20 protein-coding genes and 1 pseudogene are annotated in these 17,643 nt (G+C 44.1%); 10 read left to right on the forward strand and 11 right to left on the reverse strand.

Features of this window, described 5'->3' with window-relative positions:
• Positions 1 to 316: 316 nt before the first annotated feature.
• The gene (locus D0A34_02690; protein UNU17912.1) at positions 317 to 1,225 is read left to right on the forward strand and encodes an alpha/beta hydrolase; all 909 of its coding nucleotides are present in this window, start codon (positions 317 to 319) and stop codon (positions 1,223 to 1,225) included.
• 81 nt (positions 1,226 to 1,306) lie between these two features.
• Here the strand turns inward: D0A34_02690 and D0A34_02695 are convergent, their stop codons facing one another.
• The 6 genes from D0A34_02695 to D0A34_02720 all read right to left on the reverse strand — a co-directional run bounded on the left by D0A34_02695 (position 1,307) and on the right by D0A34_02720 (position 7,356).
• Complete coding sequence (locus D0A34_02695) at positions 1,307 to 1,750, reverse strand: DUF4079 domain-containing protein (GenBank protein UNU22141.1); 444 nt, start codon at positions 1,748 to 1,750, stop codon at positions 1,307 to 1,309.
• A 194-nt stretch (positions 1,751 to 1,944) separates the two neighbouring features.
• Complete coding sequence (locus D0A34_02700) at positions 1,945 to 2,739, reverse strand: glycosyltransferase (protein ID UNU17913.1); 795 nt, start codon at positions 2,737 to 2,739, stop codon at positions 1,945 to 1,947.
• Between the two features lie 437 nt (positions 2,740 to 3,176).
• Entirely contained in the window at positions 3,177 to 4,547 is a 1,371-nt protein-coding gene (locus tag D0A34_02705; GenBank protein ID UNU17914.1) for an O-antigen ligase domain-containing protein, read from the reverse strand.
• Positions 4,548 to 4,652: 105 nt separating this feature from the next.
• Positions 4,653 to 5,777 carry a glycosyltransferase family 1 protein gene (locus D0A34_02710; protein UNU17915.1) on the reverse strand — a complete coding sequence of 375 codons (1,125 nt, stop codon included), beginning with the start codon at positions 5,775 to 5,777 and terminating at the stop codon, positions 4,653 to 4,655.
• Positions 5,778 to 6,020: 243 nt separating this feature from the next.
• Positions 6,021 to 6,239, reverse strand: a complete 219-nt coding sequence (locus D0A34_02715) for a hypothetical protein (protein ID UNU17916.1) — start codon at positions 6,237 to 6,239, stop codon at positions 6,021 to 6,023.
• Complete coding sequence (locus tag D0A34_02720) at positions 6,217 to 7,356, reverse strand: glycosyltransferase family 1 protein (GenBank protein UNU17917.1); 1,140 nt, start codon at positions 7,354 to 7,356, stop codon at positions 6,217 to 6,219. The genes D0A34_02715 and D0A34_02720 overlap by 23 nt, the downstream gene beginning before the upstream one ends.
• A 1,065-nt stretch (positions 7,357 to 8,421) precedes the next feature.
• Here D0A34_02720 and D0A34_02725 point away from each other — a divergent pair.
• The 5 genes and pseudogenes from D0A34_02725 (at position 8,422) to D0A34_02745 (ending at position 10,706) form a co-directional block, all read left to right on the forward strand.
• Positions 8,422 to 8,769: a hypothetical protein gene (locus tag D0A34_02725; protein UNU17918.1), complete on the forward strand. Its 348-nt coding sequence runs from the start codon at positions 8,422 to 8,424 to the stop codon at positions 8,767 to 8,769.
• A 66-nt stretch (positions 8,770 to 8,835) separates the two neighbouring features.
• Positions 8,836 to 9,150, forward strand: a complete 315-nt coding sequence (locus D0A34_02730; GenBank protein ID UNU17919.1) for a hypothetical protein — start codon at positions 8,836 to 8,838, stop codon at positions 9,148 to 9,150.
• Positions 9,151 to 9,520: 370 nt separating this feature from the next.
• A complete protein-coding gene (locus D0A34_02735; protein ID UNU17920.1) occupies positions 9,521 to 9,862 on the forward strand; it encodes a HAMP domain-containing protein in 342 nt (113 codons plus the stop codon).
• Entirely contained in the window at positions 9,778 to 9,933 is a 156-nt protein-coding gene (locus tag D0A34_02740) for a hypothetical protein (protein UNU17921.1), read from the forward strand. Before D0A34_02735 ends, D0A34_02740 begins: the two co-directional genes overlap by 85 nt.
• A 504-nt stretch (positions 9,934 to 10,437) precedes the next feature.
• Positions 10,438 to 10,706: pseudogene (locus tag D0A34_02745) on the forward strand (hypothetical protein).
• Here the strand turns inward: D0A34_02745 and D0A34_02750 are convergent.
• Together D0A34_02750 and D0A34_02755 are read right to left on the reverse strand one after the other, a co-directional pair.
• Positions 10,699 to 11,388 carry a CPBP family intramembrane metalloprotease gene (locus D0A34_02750; GenBank protein ID UNU17922.1) on the reverse strand — a complete coding sequence of 230 codons (690 nt, stop codon included), beginning with the start codon at positions 11,386 to 11,388 and terminating at the stop codon, positions 10,699 to 10,701. The pseudogene D0A34_02745 and the gene D0A34_02750 overlap by 8 nt on opposite strands.
• A gap of 125 nt (positions 11,389 to 11,513) precedes the next feature.
• Positions 11,514 to 11,693: a hypothetical protein gene (locus D0A34_02755; GenBank protein UNU17923.1), complete on the reverse strand. Its 180-nt coding sequence runs from the start codon at positions 11,691 to 11,693 to the stop codon at positions 11,514 to 11,516.
• Between the two features lie 58 nt (positions 11,694 to 11,751).
• On the opposite strand from D0A34_02755, the gene D0A34_02760 reads away from it, so the two are divergent.
• The 4 genes from D0A34_02760 (at position 11,752) to D0A34_02775 (ending at position 15,567) form a co-directional block, all read left to right on the forward strand.
• Complete coding sequence (locus D0A34_02760; GenBank protein ID UNU17924.1) at positions 11,752 to 13,341, forward strand: Hsp70 family protein; 1,590 nt, start codon at positions 11,752 to 11,754, stop codon at positions 13,339 to 13,341.
• Between the two features lie 403 nt (positions 13,342 to 13,744).
• Entirely contained in the window at positions 13,745 to 14,401 is a 657-nt protein-coding gene (locus D0A34_02765) for a SnoaL-like polyketide cyclase (GenBank protein ID UNU17925.1), read from the forward strand.
• 71 nt (positions 14,402 to 14,472) lie between these two features.
• Complete coding sequence (locus D0A34_02770; GenBank protein ID UNU17926.1) at positions 14,473 to 14,664, forward strand: hypothetical protein; 192 nt, start codon at positions 14,473 to 14,475, stop codon at positions 14,662 to 14,664.
• A gap of 75 nt (positions 14,665 to 14,739) precedes the next feature.
• The gene (locus tag D0A34_02775) at positions 14,740 to 15,567 is read left to right on the forward strand and encodes a DUF1963 domain-containing protein (protein UNU17927.1); all 828 of its coding nucleotides are present in this window, start codon (positions 14,740 to 14,742) and stop codon (positions 15,565 to 15,567) included.
• A 131-nt stretch (positions 15,568 to 15,698) separates the two neighbouring features.
• Here the strand turns inward: D0A34_02775 and D0A34_02780 are convergent, their stop codons facing one another.
• From D0A34_02780 to D0A34_02790, 3 genes are all read right to left on the reverse strand, one after another.
• A complete protein-coding gene (locus D0A34_02780) occupies positions 15,699 to 16,220 on the reverse strand; it encodes a L,D-transpeptidase (GenBank protein UNU17928.1) in 522 nt (173 codons plus the stop codon).
• Positions 16,221 to 16,321: 101 nt separating this feature from the next.
• Positions 16,322 to 16,960, reverse strand: coding sequence for a bifunctional 4-hydroxy-2-oxoglutarate aldolase/2-dehydro-3-deoxy-phosphogluconate aldolase (locus D0A34_02785; protein ID UNU17929.1), 639 nt, complete (start codon positions 16,958 to 16,960; stop codon positions 16,322 to 16,324).
• A 470-nt stretch (positions 16,961 to 17,430) separates the two neighbouring features.
• On the reverse strand, positions 17,431 to 17,640 hold the full coding sequence (locus tag D0A34_02790) for a hypothetical protein (protein UNU17930.1): 210 nt from the start codon (positions 17,638 to 17,640) through the stop codon (positions 17,431 to 17,433).
• Positions 17,641 to 17,643: the final 3 nt, after the last annotated feature.

Here is a 17,643-nt window from a genome sequence, read left to right on the forward strand (position 1 = left end):
AATCCGGCTAAAACCCGCCTCTATTGCATTTTTGAGGGTACGCACGCAGCGGTACACCTTATCCTGTGGAGTGCATACAGATATTCCGTGGCGACACGGCACGACGCCGTATCCTTACTGTATTGCTGGCAATTGAGAATTGCTATATTGGCGATCGCACTACAAACCTAAGCCTGGGCTGAGGGATACTGAGTATTGATCGAATTTTAATGACTCGCCCCAACTCCTCAAATAGCGATCTAGCAAGCATATATACTTAAATGTTAGGGCGAACACAGTGGCACCGCCCCTACCGATTCACAATTTATCAAGAATTATGCCAGCAAGCTTTCTCCCAAAATCGATCGCACAACTCACAGAATCTACCTCAATTGCCTTAGCCCAAAGCATTCAACGACAGGCAATTACAACTCCCCTATCTCCTGGGCCAATTGCCACAACCTACGTGCGCCAAGGCAGCGGCAACACACCAATTTTGCTAATTCACGGCTTCGACAGTTCCTTGTTTGAATTCCGCCGCCTGTTGCCACTGCTGGCTGCCGAAAATGAAACTTGGGCGGTTGATTTGTTGGGTTTTGGCTTTACAGAAAGATCGGCAGGTTTGGCATTCAGCGCGAGGGCAATTGAAAGTCACCTTTACTATTTTTGGAAAACGCTAATTTCGCAGCCTGTAATCTTAGTTGGTGCTTCAATGGGAGGTGCAGCCGCAATTGACTTCACTCTCAATTATCCCGAAGCTGTGAAACAATTAGTGTTAATAGATAGCGCAGGTTTTGCCATCAGTTCTAATAAGGGAAAGTTTTTAATTCCTCCTTTAGGATATTTAGCAACTTCATTTTTACGCAATCCCAAAATTCGCCAGCGAATTAGCGTCAATGCTTATTTCGATAAAAATTTGGCTTCTCAAGACGCTCAAACTTGTGCTGCTTTGCACTTGGAAATGCCCAACTGGAATCAAGCTTTAATTGCGTTTACCAAAAGCGGCGGTTACGGAGGTTTCGGGGAAAAATTATCGCAAATTCAGCAGCCGACGCTGATTTTGTGGGGAAAACAAGACCGGATTTTGGGGACGGCGGATGCGGAAAAGTTTGCAAGGGCGATCGCAAATTCTCAACTAATTTGGATACCCGACTGCGGGCACGTTCCCCACTTAGAAAAGCCACAGACTACCGCGCAGCATATTTTAGAATTCATCACAAAAAGCGGACTCAGGCAAAAAAATTAAACCTAGGGTGCGCTGTGGCGCACCTTAAATATATGGTTTCCCTGGCACATTTGGTATAGTTTGAGGTCAAATAGACAGGTTTCAAACTTTCGGCAAATACTTTTGTACTATCGTCCATCCTGTGAGCAACACAGTCACAAATCCCCCAAACAAGGCCAAATTAGTGCCGATATGCAGGGGGCGCGCCCAAGGATGTTTAGGGCCAATTTGCAGCCCGCTTCCAACAGAAACCAACACCAAAGCCACAACAGCTAACCCCGCCGGTAAATGAGCCGAGTGACCCAAATTGCCGTAGTATCCTAGCGTACCGACTACACCAATTCCCAGCAGTAAAATTACCAAAGTCGCCATCCCCGCACCAGTGGCTAAATGAAAGGGACGCAGCCATTTTGGGCGCGGTTGTTTGGTACTCCTAGTGGCAAACATCCACGTTCCAGTAACGGCCAGCAACAGGTAAGCCAACAGGGAAACACCCATTGACCAAGCCGCTATTTTCCACAACCACAAGAAAGAAGGCAGATTCATCGGTTGCATCCCTAATTAGGATTTTCCACAAAAGGTTTCTTTCCGATTTTACCTGGACTTGAAAGCAAAAATGAATTATTTGGAGAGAAAGTGCGATCGGACTATCCACAGATGGGATCAGTCTTACCTGGAAGTCAAACGCACTTTTTCTGATACTCAGCTTAATTTACGCTAGAGATTTGTCGCTGCCCTTTTTAGGAGCCACCTTCCCATTTTAGATTGCTGGTTTTGCTCTCCATGAAAGGCATTTTATAAAACCCCAATTTTTGTTCTAAGATTAATCGGAAAAAAGGCAAACCTTCAATCAAATATCTTTTCCACAACCTTCTCGGTTCACTTAACAGTCGGTACGCCCATTCTATGCCGACTTCGCTCATCCATTTGGGAGCTCTTGCTTTGCAACCAGCTTCAAAATCAATGGTTGCACCTACGGCTAAGAATATTTTGACGTGTGTTAATTTGCTCCTGTATTTAACCAACCACTTCTCTTGCTTGGGCGCTCCCACTCCTATGGCGAGAACTGTAGCTCCTGATTTATTTATCTCGTCAATTATTTTTTCACATTCTTCTTCATTTTTTTCAAAGCCAAAAGAAGGAGAAAGTGCTTCAACTACTATTTGTCTCCCAATTTTTTGGTTAATTTTTTCTTGGGCTTTCTTAGCTATACCTTCAGCAGCTCCTAGCAAAAATATTTTAATCTTCTCGTTATCTTTGTGATACATATAAAATGCCGGAAACAAATCCGAACCAGAAATTTTCTCTTTGAGAGGAGTACCCAAAAACTTGGAGGCATACATCAATATTTGACTGTCGCAGACTCTATAAGTAGATGTATTGTAAGCTTCATAGAAGTCGCGGTCATACTGCAACTTAATCAAGTGGTCTACATTGGGCGTAAATACGACACCACCTTCGCCGTCGAGTTTTTCAAACAACTCTGTGATTGACAAGTTATCTATCGAGACATTCAATAAATTAACTGTTTTCATTTATGATGCCCTTCCCGGTTTATATTAAACTACAACTCAAACTATTATAGCCCACAATAGACTTTCGTGTTTTCACTACTTGGGCGCTTCAGTGAACCTACTTTTCTCAGTATATCCTCCTAGACCATACCTGTCTAGTCAGGATTTTTAAAGATTATGTAAAGAATCAGCTAGTTTTAGAAAAAGTGTATAAAGCCCATTTTTGTTTACAAGTCGCAACACAGTTTTAAGAAAAAAGCCATCCAGTGCTAAGACTTGAAGCACTGCAAATGAATGTAAAAAAGAGTTTATGAGATTAAAATTTTAACCTAGTGAAAAATATCTCACCACTTCCGAACTTGATTTTATACAAAAATGGTATATTTTGTAGTTTTTGTCTCCAGGGAAGGCAAGATAGTTTCAAGCTTGAAGTGAAGCAGCGATCGCATTCCCGAAAATCATCCTGATTTTTGGTGAACCAGCGACTGTCTTCTTGGTGGCGAACTCGTTTTCTTTGCCTTAAGACTTTCTGGAGCTTTTAAGACCAGACCTGATATTCCTCCAGCAATCAGCGCAAAAATCGGGTTAGTCATAGCATTCAAAACACAGTCAAACACGTACATACTTAAGGCTACTCCCAGGGTGGCAGCAGGTGCTACTTTGGGATTAGACCAGGTTCTGGCGGGATACTTGAACACGCAAAAGACGATAACAGGAAGTAACAATGAAGAAAATAAACTAACTAAACCGACTGCACCGTTGACGCCAAATGCAATAATCCATAAGCTGTCGGTGACCGAGATATCTTGACCGTAGTCGTTATACACGCGGTTGCCGCCGGAATCTCCCCAGCCAAACATAAATCTTTGCCGCGCCTTTTCCCCCAATATCTCTTCATTGTCAAATCTAAACTTCAAAGATGCGGCTCGTTCTTCGCCAAATATTTGATTGATGAATCCAATCACGTCTTTGCTCGAAAATTGGCCCGCTGCAGCTATGTACAGATAAAACACTATATATCCAATTATCAAGAGCAGGGGCAAAGACGTGCGAAACAACTTGGCAGAGAATAATACGATCAACGCCATTCCAAATAAACTGTAGGCGCCAGTAGAACGGCACAAGAAAAAAGCGATAGTTAATATAATTGCTAAAGGCTTGATGTTACGGCCCATAAACTTTTTGAGTGTCCCTGTTTGCCAGAGCCAAACAGCAATTAAGGCGGCTGTCATCATCCACAGGCCCACCATCAAACCATGCTGCATAAATACTACGGGTCTCCACCCCCCCAAACGCCTTGCTTGACCCCAGTCCTCAAAGGCATTGACGCCGTAAATCATTTGGTGCAGAATTGGGCCCCTAACCCCTTCAACTAAAGTAAAGGGAATGTAGGCTAACCCACCTGCAAAAATCCCGATCGCCAATTGTCGCAGCCCCTCTAAACTACCTACATACAAGCGTCCTAAAAAATAAGGCAGACCCCAAGTAACAATTTGGTTCACAGTCGGAGAAATCGGGCTGCCGCCATTACTAACTTGTGAAATAATTGGACACAAACAGTAAATTACCATTGGCACGTCCAGCCAACCGGGCTTAAAAGAGGTGAGGCGCGCAGTATCGTAGATAAGAGTCCCCAGCAAAATGCCGTAGCAAGCTGCGGAGATCTTGGTATACGGTGGCAAGGAGGGGATGGGATAGGAAGCTTGCGGCAAAAACAGCCACGCTGCAACAAAACTTATAATTACCGCCCGCAGAGGCGGAAACCTCACAAACAGGTAAAAAACGACTGGAATAAAGCCGAACATAGCAAGTGGGATTAATGCAACCATAAGTCTTTTTTGGCAGTAAAATTATAGAAAGACAACTCTAATTGCTCGATAAAAATTCTCGATTAAACGATCGCCCAACCCCAATCTTTTAAATCAGCCTCAATTTTACCTCTTGTTCGTTAATTGTGCCTGACGTTCCAAAGCAGTGTAGAGTGCCGCCTCAAAGAGATTAGTTGCATCCTCCCAAGTATAATTTATCACCGTTTCCAAAGCAATCTCGGACATTGCGCGCCATTCGGCATCAGACAACTGACAAATCTGCTCGATCGCTTTTGCCATATCCTCTGGGTCTTCTGGCTTGACAAGTATGCCACCCCCGCCAGCAAGTAGTTCCGGAGCCGCACCCGCAGGAGTGCCGATGACTGGAGTGCCACAAGCCATAGCTTCTAAAATTGGCAAGCCGAAGCCTTCGGATCTGCTGGAAAACAGCCAAGCATCGCATTTGCTGTAAAATTCTTTTAGTTGATCTTGAGTAGGTTGCTTATTATACTCAGTACCCTCAGGCAACAAATGGGGAAAAGCATTATCGTGGCCGGAACCAAATGCAACTAAACGAAGGTTAGGAATTTTTTTAGCAGCTATAGAGAAAGCTTTCAGGGCAATATCGCAGCCTTTCCAAGGAGTTGTAGTATAGTACATCCCGACTGTGGGAACTAATTGCTTGCCTCGCGGCTGCTTCGCTCGCGACTGGGGGTCGTAAAACTGTTTGGTGTCCACCGTAGGAGGGACGAGAGATACAGACAAATCGCCGTATTCATTCCGAGCTATGTCGGCCAGCCACTGGGCCACAGCGATTTTGTGCATCGGCAGGCGCCAAGTTGCCTCTACCCGACCTTTTGGTACGTAGTCAAAAGCCTCGTAGTGTTGGAGAAAATATACTTTCGTTCCTTTGCTGGGAGAGAGTTTTGCCACCCACTCAGCAGTTTCCCACCAAGTAGCCATGACAATATCGGCATCAGGTACGTCCAAATCGGTAATTGGACGGTTGGTTTCGATAACTCGGCTTTCGACATCAACCTTGTCAAAATGAGACTTTTGTGTTTTGGGAGCCGGCAGCCAGCCCCTACCCCTCATCAGCGATCGCAATTGTTCGATTAAAGTCGGTTGCGGCAGGGGCATAGAGACGATAAATATTTTGTGTCCTCGTTTTTGGAGAAGTTCGGTGTATATAGATAAAACCCTCATGCCACCTGTAAGACTAAGGGTAGGCAGGACAAAAGTAATTTTCATGAATAAATGCTGAAGATTGATACTGGTTAAAACTCCTCCTTAAAGCAAGTTGGCACTTACCAGCCTCTGTTTGGCTTTTCTGTGGGGTGCGGATCTGTGCTGGAGGCGATCGTAACTCGATAGTCGAGCCGATCTTACTTGGTCGTCAGGGACTTTTCCCAATTACAAATCGGGATATGTTTGAGGACTAGACAAGTTTAACCTGTAACGGAGCCAGCCTTAAAACCTCCGTTGCACTCTGCTTCAGATTTTGGCCGATCGCTTTATAACCAGCATTCGCTCGTCGGTGCGGTCAGAATTCGTGTCGAGACTGCGGGGTAAAAAACAGGACAGATGCGATTTTAGTTGGGGCAGACGCACCCCACCAAATGATATTGAGTTTCTGCCCAGAAATCCGGCGCCGAAAACGCCCGTAGCGCCGAATTTCAAATTGCAGCAGTTAGCAAACCGGAATTTTTCCATAGGGAGAAAACGAAACTATCTTAACGTCGCGCTGTTTAGATTTGTCTATAGCAACTTTCAATGCAGCTTCAAAATGATCCGTGGCATCTTTCCACGTATAATTGTTCACCTTGGCATAGGCGGCTTCAGACATGGCTTGCCACTTGGAATTTGGCAACTGACAGATATACTCTATGGCTTTTGCCATCTCTTCGGGATCTTCTGGTCTTACAAGTATGCCTGTACCGCCGCTCAAAATTTCAGGAGCAGCGCCTGCTGGGGTACTGATGACGGGAGTGCGACACGCCATCGCTTCGATAATAGGCAAGCCGAAGCCTTCTGAGCGGCTCGCCAGCAGCCATGCATCGCATTTGCTGTAATAGTCTTTGATTTTGTCTTGGTCGGGTTGAATTACATACTCGGCATTGGCCGGTAGGGGCAATTCCGAGGAGGGGGCCCCTGTACTGAAGGCAACCAAACGCAGGTTGGGGATCTTTTCGGCCGCTAGGGAAAAAGCTTTGAGGGCGATGTCAGTTCCTTTCCAGTAGACTGTAGAGTACATTAGACCAACTGTAGGAACCGATTGTTTGTTGCGAGGACAGGCGTAAAATTGCTTGGTGTCCACGGTAGGAGGAGCTAAGGAAACTTGGCGATCGCCATATTTAGTCCGAGCTAGCTCAACTAACCACTCAGAGATCGTAATTTTGTGCATGGGCAGCATCCAGGTTGCTTCTACTCTTCCTTGAGGTAGATAGTCAAAAATTTCGTGGTGCTGGATAAAATAAGCTTTTGCTCCTTTGCTAGGAGAGAGTTTGGCTACCCACTCGGCTGTTTCCCACCAGGTGGCAACTACTACGTCAGCGTCAGGTACATCTTTGTCTTCTACGGGGCGGTAGCGATCGATAATTTTGTGTTCTACACCTAAGTTATCGAAAAATGAGGGTTCGTTTTCAGGTGGGGAAATCCAACCCCCTCCCCGCAGCAGCGACTTGACTTGCTGGCGCATACTCGGCTGGGGACGGGGTAAAGAGATGACGAACACGGAGTGTCCTCGCTTTCTCAAAAGTTCTGCGAAAATAGATATTACTCGTATTCCACCAGTCAGAGACAGAGTAGGAAGAACAAAGGTGATTTTCATTTTTAAGTCCCGCTGAAGACGTTGACTCTCATTCGGCACTGTTACCAGCGCTGATGTTAGAGCGCAAAAGGAAAGAGGGGCGGGTGAATATTAATTACCGCTTTCCTGGTGTTTACATAGAATTCAACCGACCGACTGTTCGCAACACCCCAGTATCTATCTGCCAAAACTTTGCTGTCATTGCAATGATAATAACGATGGATGCGAGCACGGAACAGTTCCCATAGGGATAATGTGCAGGTAACCGAAATTTCATCCTGAAGATAGATCCCTCATAAAATAAAACCTTTTTTCGCGAAAAACACCAAGCTAGACAACACTCTCTGGTCAAGATAACATCATTTACTATCTAACCAACAAGGATGTACGGTAAACCGAATATTAGCCCACTTTTAAGGTGGAGGATAAAAGTAACATTAGCAACAATATTCAGTAGATTAATATCGCTTTTGGCAAAATTTTATACGGGATTAAAGAGGAGAATTCTTACCTTGATAATGTTGATTGCCCCCTCGATCTAACAGATATAAATACCGATTAGGGGCAGTGATTTTTTGGTAACTGTGCTGTCGGTATTGCTTGACACAATATCCTATTTTTTCAAGATTCAGACATGGTGGTTTTCTCAGATACCTGCTGGGGCGCGATCGCGCGAATCACCGTCGTGGACGTGCGAATGAGGCGAAAAACCCTGTTTTTCAAGCGGTATCCCTCGCCATCACTTGTCGTAGGTTCGTGTAAAAACCCGGTTGATGCGTCCACTGTTTGAAAAAATAGGTTTCCCAATCGTCCTACAGAACATAGAGTTTCACCGATATACATTTAATTAGCTGGGTGAGTTTTAAATTTGTTAATAAAAGGCGAGCTCCTGAAAAAATTTCCCAAAGAGACTGGCACTGCGGCACAGAGTATATGTAGCGTTCCTGCCCAATTCCTCTCTAAGTAATTACCGTAAAAAACTTCAGCAGCCAATTATCACATGACCCTATAAAGATCAAAGGAATACTCAAGGGTGAGCGACCTATACCCTGCAAACCTTTACTCCTAAGCAGTAGCAGCAACTTCGTGATATGTATCAAACGATTTCGCGTACAAAAAATTTCCTGTTATGAAAGCATCATTTTTCCTAAGTTTGTAATTGCGGATGACAATCGGTGTGCTCTTGGGGGTTGGGCCGCCGATGCTTGTAGCGATATGTTGGCCAGTTTTTATGCAGCTAAAATTATGCGATCGCAAGCAAAAGAAAACCTAGGATTACAGTCAAATGCCTTAACGGAAAGCATCTTCCGGTGGGAAGATATAAACGTTCGATTATTGCAGAGCATCAGTCAAGAGCCCAGTACAATCAGCAGGAATGCCAGCAAACCCTTGTCGCTGCTAGTTGGTATCAACCCCAGCTATAGCCATATATAGCTTGCCGAAGCTGACAATTTAGAAAGGTACGTTGTCGCCCGCGGCAGCGGCACGCCGCCCGATCACATCAACCGCAGCGATCGGTATTGGTTTAAAAGTAGAGTTGCTGGCACGGAAATTACCCGCGAAGCTTTGACATATCCCTTAACTGGAAAACCCGCAGTTATTTTCTCAACACCCATTCGGGAATTTGCTATTTTAAGTTTGGGCGATCGAGGAAATTCAGTCAACCAATTGCAGCCGCAACTCAAACTACTCGGGTATTACAAAAACGAAATTACGGGAATTTACGGAAACCCCACCGCCGACGCCGTTGATCAATTTCCAAAAAAATATTTAGGCTTGCCGGTTGGTGGCAGCGTCGATTTTACAACCAAGTAGCTTCTCGAACTAGCAAGTAATTTTAAACAACAATTTTCTCACACACCTCAATTAAATTCAACAGATAAATCTGCCGACCAAGTGGAAAAAATTCAAGGAGTAGCTATTATAGGTATATTATTAAGCGCCGTCCCTCGCTCGGAACAGTCCCGACCTGGAAATTTAGCTTCGCTTTAGGGGGATAAAAAAAGGTCAATTAATCGGTCATCTCGACCCAAACTTACTTGCTAGAAAGCAACTAATAAACCTCAGCAAATATCCGCAAGTCAAAACTCTATTAGCAGGCAAAAGTGGTGCATTTTTCTTCGGCGATGAGCGGGTAGTGAAATGGCTTTCATGTCTGAATTAATTAGACAGTGACCGGGGCGTAATTATCTTGCACGAAGAAGCCGAGGCTTTAGAAAAAAAACAGTTGTTTTTGCAGTTGGCAATTATTATTACCGCCCTTGCCGTCTTGGGAGCCGGCGGTTTCACGTGGATATTAACCAGCCGTTTGGTTCGGCCGATCGCGGACTTGACAGTTGCTGCTGCACTGCTTTCGGGCGGCGACTGGAATCAGAGAGTAAATATCTATCGCCCAGATGAATTGGGGACGTTAGCCCAAGCTTTGAATCAAATGCTTTGCAATTGCAAAAGTTATTTTCTAGCTGGGAATCCCAACATCACGAAGCAGAAAAAGTTCGCAACAAAGCGGAACAAGCTAGCAATGTAAAAAGCTTATTTCGAGCCAATATGAGCCACGAACTCCGCACGCCTCTGAATACAATTATCGGTTCCAGCTAAATGTTAGAAGAAGAAGCCTGCGGTCTAAATTGTGAATAATTACTTCACACTTTACAAGAAATTAATACGGAAATCTAACCTGTACTATCTCTGATTAATAATATTTTTAAGACTTATAAAAGTGAATATATAAGAATAAAGTTTTATTTATAAATGTGGAAGGATTCGGCGACAATCCACGACATGGCTACTATTATTAAACCTTTGATTGACAAAAGTGGCAATTTTTTGACAGTCAAGTGTGCGCCAGCTATCGACCCGGTTTATACTAATCTTACTAAGATTTATCAGTGTGTTTTAAACCTGCTGAGCAATGCCAGCCAATTTACCAAATCTGGAAAAATTACTTTATAAGTAAGCCGTTTTAGAAGGAATAAGGAAGAGGAAAGGGGGAAGTCGGAATAAAAATTTACTTCTCTGGGAGAGGAACAGACAGAATCGGATGTTTTATGTTGAGAAGCGAAGGGAGAAGGAGAAAAAAGGAAAAAAGAATCAGAATCGGATATTTCGGCTGGTGAAGAAGGGATTAGTTTCAAAGTCAGCGATACTGGAATTGGGATGAAGGCAGAGCAAATTGAGAGAGTATTTCAAGCTTTTACGCAAGCGGACGAGTCTACTACTCGCAGGTACGGCGGTACGGGTTTGGGACTGGCAATCGCCCAGAAATTCTTCCAGATGATGGGGGAGATATTCGTCGGGAGAGCGAGTTTGGAAAAGGGCCAAATTTTACTGTAGAATGGCCGACGATAGTCACTGAAACAGCAGCTAGTTAAAGAGGATTTGCCAACCAATAGTTGCTAAGGCTAAATCTGCGATCGCGTGGCTGATATAACTCGACCAAAGCGAACCGTAAGTCAGATAAGAGTGCGACCAAATTATCCCGGCGGCGAAGACAGCTAAGGCCCCTAAGATCACAGCCTGCCAGTCGCTGTAAGCTGCTATTACAAAAATGTGGTGGAGCGTGAAAAATAGCGAACTCAGAAATATTGCTTTTGTGCCTGGTATGAGAATCTGGCACTTGTTGCAGACAAACCACCGCCAAGTAAATTCTTCAATCAGCGAGTTAACTAGCACAAAATATGCTTCTACAATCAAGTAAATAGTAGGGGTGCTAATACCTAATTGGTACGATTTTTCTTTAGCAACTACAGGATCGATCCAGTGCTGACCAAAAAGGCTATAGATACCCAGAATTACCGCAAACATGAATATTCCCCAAATAGCTCCAGCCAGCAATTCTTGGCGCTTGGGAACGGATAAACGCAGCTTTTTGCGATCGACAAAAACAGACCACGCGATCGGAAAAACCAGCAACCAAAGTTGACAAAAGACTGAGAGTGTTTGTCCCCAGCCTCCCGGGGCAATATACAAGGCTGCTATGATACCAATACTAGCCGCAGGGACAAGCAGTGTTAGAGCCAATAGTGCTGATTTGCGATCGCCCATATCCAGCATTTTTCACGCTTCCTTTGAAAATAGGATTGATATCAAAGGTAAAAGCTTGGCGGCGGCGGACAGGTGATACCACTTTTTAAAAAAATGCAACTGTAGACCCGTACTCCAAACCCTTATGCAGTCACTTATTCCAAAGCTTTTAAGGTAAAATCTAAAATGGTATGACTTTTGTGACTATTATAAAAGTGGCGCTTATTTGTTGCAACGAAAAATATGCAGTTGCACAAAATGGAAGACTCCGCCACTAAAGCAGTTTTGGTTGCAACAAAGTATTTATCCAAGCATAATTTGATATCTATTTGCATTTGGGGCTCCAAATACCATAATATGATTTAATCCCTCGTAGCTGTGTATTTTGGCTGAATGGCGATCGCAATTGATTTTGGAACTAGCAACACCGTCGTCGCTCGCTGGAATCAAGTCCTCCAGCAGCCCGAAACTTTGAAATTACCGGGATTGTCGGCAATCTCGGCTCAAAATCCGCCCCTAATTCCCAGTTTACTCTACGTTGAGGACGCTGCTCAAAGTAAAGCCTTACTCGGTCAGCAAGTCCGCGACAGAGGCCTGGATTTGAGTGGAGATTCTCGGTTTTTCCGCAATTTTAAGCGGGGAATTGGCACTTCTGTTCAGGGTTTTGTGCCGGAACTTGACGGGCAACTTATTACTTTTGAACAAGTAGGTGAGTGGTATTTGAGCCAAATTGTGAACTCAATTCGCCAACTTCCCTTGCCGATCGATTCTTTGATTTTTACTGTGCCGGTAGATAGTTTTGAAGCTTACCGCCATTGGTTGGGCAAAGTGTCACAATCTCTGCAAGTAGAACAGGTGCGGATGTTGGACGAACCTACGGCGGCAGCTTTGGGTTACGGTTTGGCCGATCGCGAAAATCTGTTAGTCATTGATTTCGGCGGCGGAACTCTAGACCTTTCTTTGGTGCGTTTGGACGCTTCCTCCGACAAAAAGCCCCTCGGTTTTATTCTGAAGTGGGGCGAAAAGCTATTAGCTGAATCTTCAGCGCAAAAAACAAAAGTTGCCCGGGTTTTGGCTAAAGCCGGACAAAATTTAGGCGGTTCTGATATTGATAATTGGCTGGTTGACTATTTTGTTCAAACAAAAGGGCTGGCAAAATCTCCGATTACAACGAGATTGGCAGAACGGTTAAAGATTCAGTTGTCTTTAGTGAATCAGGCAGTTGAGGTTTATTTTGATGACGAAAATTTTGAGAGTTACGAATTAGAATTAGACCGAACTCGTTTTGAATCTATCCTCGCTGAACATAAGTTTTTTGACAAACTCGACGAGTGCATGAATCAAGTATTGCAGCAAGCGCGGCGTCAAGGCTTAGAAATTGGGGATATCGATGCAGTTTTGCTAGTTGGCGGTACTGTACAAATTCCCGCTGTCGGGCGTTGGGTGCAGCAATATTTCGATCAGGCAAAAATTCGCTGCGACAAACCCTTTGAGGCGATCGCCCAAGGTGCTCTGCAACTGAGTCAAGGCATAGAAATCAAAGATTTTCTCTATCACAGTTACGGAATTCGCTACTGGAACCGCCGCGAAAATTGCCACAGTTGGCACAGTTTAATTAAATCCGGCCAGTCCTATCCGATGAGCGAACCGGTAGAATTAGTCTTGGGAGCTTCTTTAGAAAATCAGCCGAGTATAGAATTAATTATCGGCGAATTGGGAGCGGAAACTGGCGGCACGGAGATATATTTTGACGGGGACAGGCTAATTACTCGGCAACTCGCGGGTCAAACATCGGTACAGCCCTTAAATGATAAAGACGGAGCACGCAGCATCGCTCAATTGACGCCGCCTGGGTATCCGGGAAGCGATCGCATCAAAATCTTCTTCCGCGTTGATGAACAGCGCTTTTTGCGAATTACCGTGGAAGATTTACTGACAAATCAAACATTGTTAGAGGATAAACCCGTGGTGCAGTTAAGTTAAGGATAGACTTTAGATAATTTGGTAGATAATTCGGCTCTTGAAATCCCTGCATAGAGTCAAACTTTAGTCCTAGCAGAGGGGGACTAAGAAATTACTGGTTTACTGGTTCCCAGGCTCTTCCTAGGAATGCAGATCCGGAGGAAGAGCCTCGAATTTTCCGGCTCAGAAAGCGAGGCTCTTCCTCTGGACATCGCTTCCCAGGCTCTTCCTAGGAACCAGTTAGTTTTTGGAGATGTCTATTGGAGACGACAACCTATGCAGATAGTTAAGTTTAAGTCTGCGGAGGCTTGACATGGCGACAATTTTCGTGTATGTTATTTGAAATCCACCCGCCTCAAAACCGCCAGTCTTTCATTGTAGTATCAAGATTTTTATTAACCCAAATCCTAGGAGATTAACAGGTATGAGTACAACTCCCGGCTTACCCCTCTGGGTGCAAGATAGAGAAGAAGTTCTGAAACAGGATGAGGGAGTAGAATGGCGGGACGGGAATCGTCCCAACTATTCTCGCACTAATGCTTTCTTGGAAAAGGAAAAGAAACACAATCATGCCGAAGGGTCTTTGAATGCGATCGCCTATAATTTGGTGAGAACATTTGAAATGGAAGCATCCTTCAAAACCAATCCCCAACAATGGATATCTGTAGTTACGGATAAATTCCGTATGAGCACTAATGGAGGAAAAGAATACACAGCCCAAGAAGTTGTAGATCAGGGAACCTATAATCTCTTTCTAGAAAACTCAGAGCACTACCGCGCCTCTGATGAAACCTTTCAATCCTCCTACAACCTCTTTCACACAGCTTTTCCCGATGGCTTTCTCTGGGAATTAGTCGAAGTCGTTGCAGGGCCTCCTAACGTTGTGTTTAAGTGGAGACACTGGGGTACTTTTAGGGGAGCTTACAAAGATCATCAAGGGACAGGAGAAACTATTGAAATTATTGGTCTTAGCATTGCTAAAGTCACAGAGGATTTAAAGATTGAGTCTGTAGAACATTTCTTTGACACCAATAATTTCTTAACAGGGTTAACGACAGGAGGATGTCCAGTGAGTCATTAATCAAAGGAAGAGGTCATATCGTTTCCGCTGGAATCGGAATCATAAATAATTGTTCGAGTTGCAGTGCAAGCGTGTCCGTCGCTATAAGTAGCGAAAGCGAGGGAGACGCTTGCTTTCGCTTGACGCCGCCTGGGTATCCGGGGAGCGATCGCATAAAAGTTTTGTTCCGCGTTGACCAACAGCGCTTTTTGCGAATTACCGTGGAAGATTTGCTGACAAATCAAACATTGTTAGAGGATAAACCCGTGGTGCAGTTAAGTTAAGGATAGACTTTACAGGTAAGGTGCACGGCCCGGCGCACCCTACGGATTGCCTTCATAACAAATTGTTAATAGCAGATGAACTACAAACTAGAATGTCCACTCTCTCCAGAACTAGAAAAGTATCGCGACAGAATCGAAGCTACCATTAAACCTTACATCGAAATCCAAACCCAGAATAATCATGACGTTAATTGGTGGCAGAGTAAATTTGGGGGATTACCTTATTTACCTAAAGGCTTTGAATATCCCAAAACTTGTGACGGTAAATATTTATTTTTGCTAGCGCAACTCAACTTTGATGAAATACCGCCTTTAGATGGTTTTCCCGATCGGGGAATTTTGCAGTTTTATATAGCAGACGATGACCTATATGGTTTAGATTTCGGCAATTACGCCAATGTAGATAATCCCGCAGTTGAGCAAAAATTCAAAATAATCTATTTTCCTCAGCCAGACTTCCAAGTTGAAAACATCATTACCAATTATGATTTTGTGCCGGAACCAGAATATTTTCCTGTTCAGGGCTGTTGCGGCTTGCAATTTACTAAAAAATATGCGCCGATTAGTACGAATGACTACCAATTTACCGAACTTTTAGGCTCGGAAATCCACGAGTTGTTTATGAACCATGAAATTGAGAATGAGTACCTAGAAATATCGCAGTCCGTTGGTCATAAAATAGGTGGTTATCCTGATTTTACACAAGAGGACGTAAGACAATATAGTAGTAACCCTGAGCACAAACAAAAGCTAGACATTCTTCTATTGCAAATGGATACTGATGGCAATGATACAGTAGATCTAATGTGGGGAGACACTGGTGTAGGTAACTTTTTTATTGATGAATCAGCACTCAGAGAATTAGATTTTAGTAAGGTTTTATACAATTGGGATTGTGCTTAAAAGCATCAGTTAAGTAAGCACGCCTAAAAAAACATAATACCCAGAACCCCGACTTCTTTAAGAAGTCGGGGTTCTAACAGATGGAATAGTGTTTGACTATGCCCAATGCCCAATGCCCAATTCCCAATGCCCTAAACCTGAGATTTGTGCACCACCACGGGTGTTCCCACCGAGGCCCATTCAAATAGCCATTTAGCGTGATTAACAGCTACATTTGTGCAGCCGTGAGTAACGGGATTGCCAAACAAATTGTGCCAGTAAGCGCCGTGAATTGCCATGCCTCCGTCGTAATACATTGTATAGGGAACGTCCGGCACGTCGTAGTCCGGCCCAGTCATTCTAGTAACGCGGTGTTTGGTTTCAACGGCAAAGGTTCCCGTGCGGGTGGGAGTCGATGATTTGCCGCTGGAAATAACCACCGCGTAAACGGGTGTATTTCCTTCCCAAGCTATTAACCTTTGTCTTGACAAATCTATTTCAATCCAGCGTTCGCTGGATTGCTGCAACAACATAATTTTATTGGCAATTATGTTGTGCTGTTCGCTGGCAAATGCGGTCATTGAACCGCCGCAGAATGTAGCAAAAGTGAGGGCGCAGCCGGCACAGAAAGTTCCAACGCGGCGGAAGTAAGTTGAGTTGATAATGCTGTTCATTTCTTACACCTCGTACTATTTTAGATTTTAGATTTTAGATTTTAGATTGGCTTGTCCTATTTTAGATTGTAGATTTGAAATGTTGGATTGGGAAACAGGGCTTAACAAGTTGTTAAGTTTTGGGTAAGATCTCGTGCAATTTGGGCGATCGCGCGCCAATCGCGATTTTCCACTAAGTGTTTAGGAAATAAGTCTCCGGCTAAACCAACGGCGATCGCCCCGGCGTCAATAAATACTTTCGCATTTTCCAGCGTCACCCCGCCAGTGGGAATTAAAGGAATGTTTCCCAGGGGGCCTTGCAGGCTTTTCAGGTAGGCGGCGCCTCCCAAAGCCGATATCGGAAACACTTTAACGCAGGTAGCGCCTGCTTGCCACGCGCTCACAATTTCCGTGGGAGAAAAAGCACCGGGGACGATCGGCACTGCGGCATCAACTGCTGTTTTAATCATAGTTAAATCGGTGTGCGGAGTAAACAGAAATTGAGCGCCACAGTCTATTGCTTGCTGCAACTCTTCTAAGTTTAATAAAGTGCCGGTGCCAATACTAAAAGTAGGGAATTCAGACCGGAGTTCCGCAATTAATTCAGCAGCTTTGTGGGTGTTCCAAGTAATTTCAATAAACTGGATTCCTCCGGCTGCTACCGATGATGCCATGTGCCGAGCGAGTTCTTTTTCGGAGGAGCGGATAACTGCGATCGCACGGTGTTTTTTTAGTTGTGTCAACCAAGATTGATGATTCATACAATTTTAGATTTTAGATTTTAGATTTTAGCTTCTAGAATTGGGAACGCTCCCGGATTGGGAACTTGTATCATTGATTCATACAATTGGAAATGTTAGATTTTAGATTTTAGATTTGGGAATGCTCCCGAATTGGGAAGTGGTCTCATTCTGACTCGCATATAATTTTAATACAGGTTACTAACTTCGATATATGCCAAATTACAATATGCTCCACGTTCAATTTTGAACTGAAAATCTAGGCAAAAAAACCGCTGCAATTGTTGACCTCAAAGAACACAGCGAATTTTTGGCTGAGGTTCTGGCTGAATGCCACGAACCGACAGACTTTCAGTTTTTAGTGGACTCTCAAGGCTAAAAAGTCGCGGTGCTGCTTGACTTCCAGTATCCAGACGAACTCTGGGAGGATGCTGAGGACTGTTGGATTATTGAATATAGAAAAGATGAAAGAAGATTTCCCTGGGAAGAAGTTAAGCGCCAGCTTCAGGAAAAAGGTAGGTGGAATGTCTGATTACTTGGTCATTCTTGAGATTCAAGCTAAAATCCCCAATTGAAAATCTAAAATCGATCGCACTCATAAAAAAATCGGGGCGATTCCAGACATTCCCAGAATCACCCCAATTATTGATTTCAAACTTTAGATTTCCTCGAAAATCCAATATCCAAAATCCCCAATCCACAAT

This window comes from Microcoleus vaginatus PCC 9802 (assembly GCA_022701275.1).
Taxonomy (GTDB): domain Bacteria; phylum Cyanobacteriota; class Cyanobacteriia; order Cyanobacteriales; family Microcoleaceae; genus Microcoleus; species Microcoleus vaginatus_A.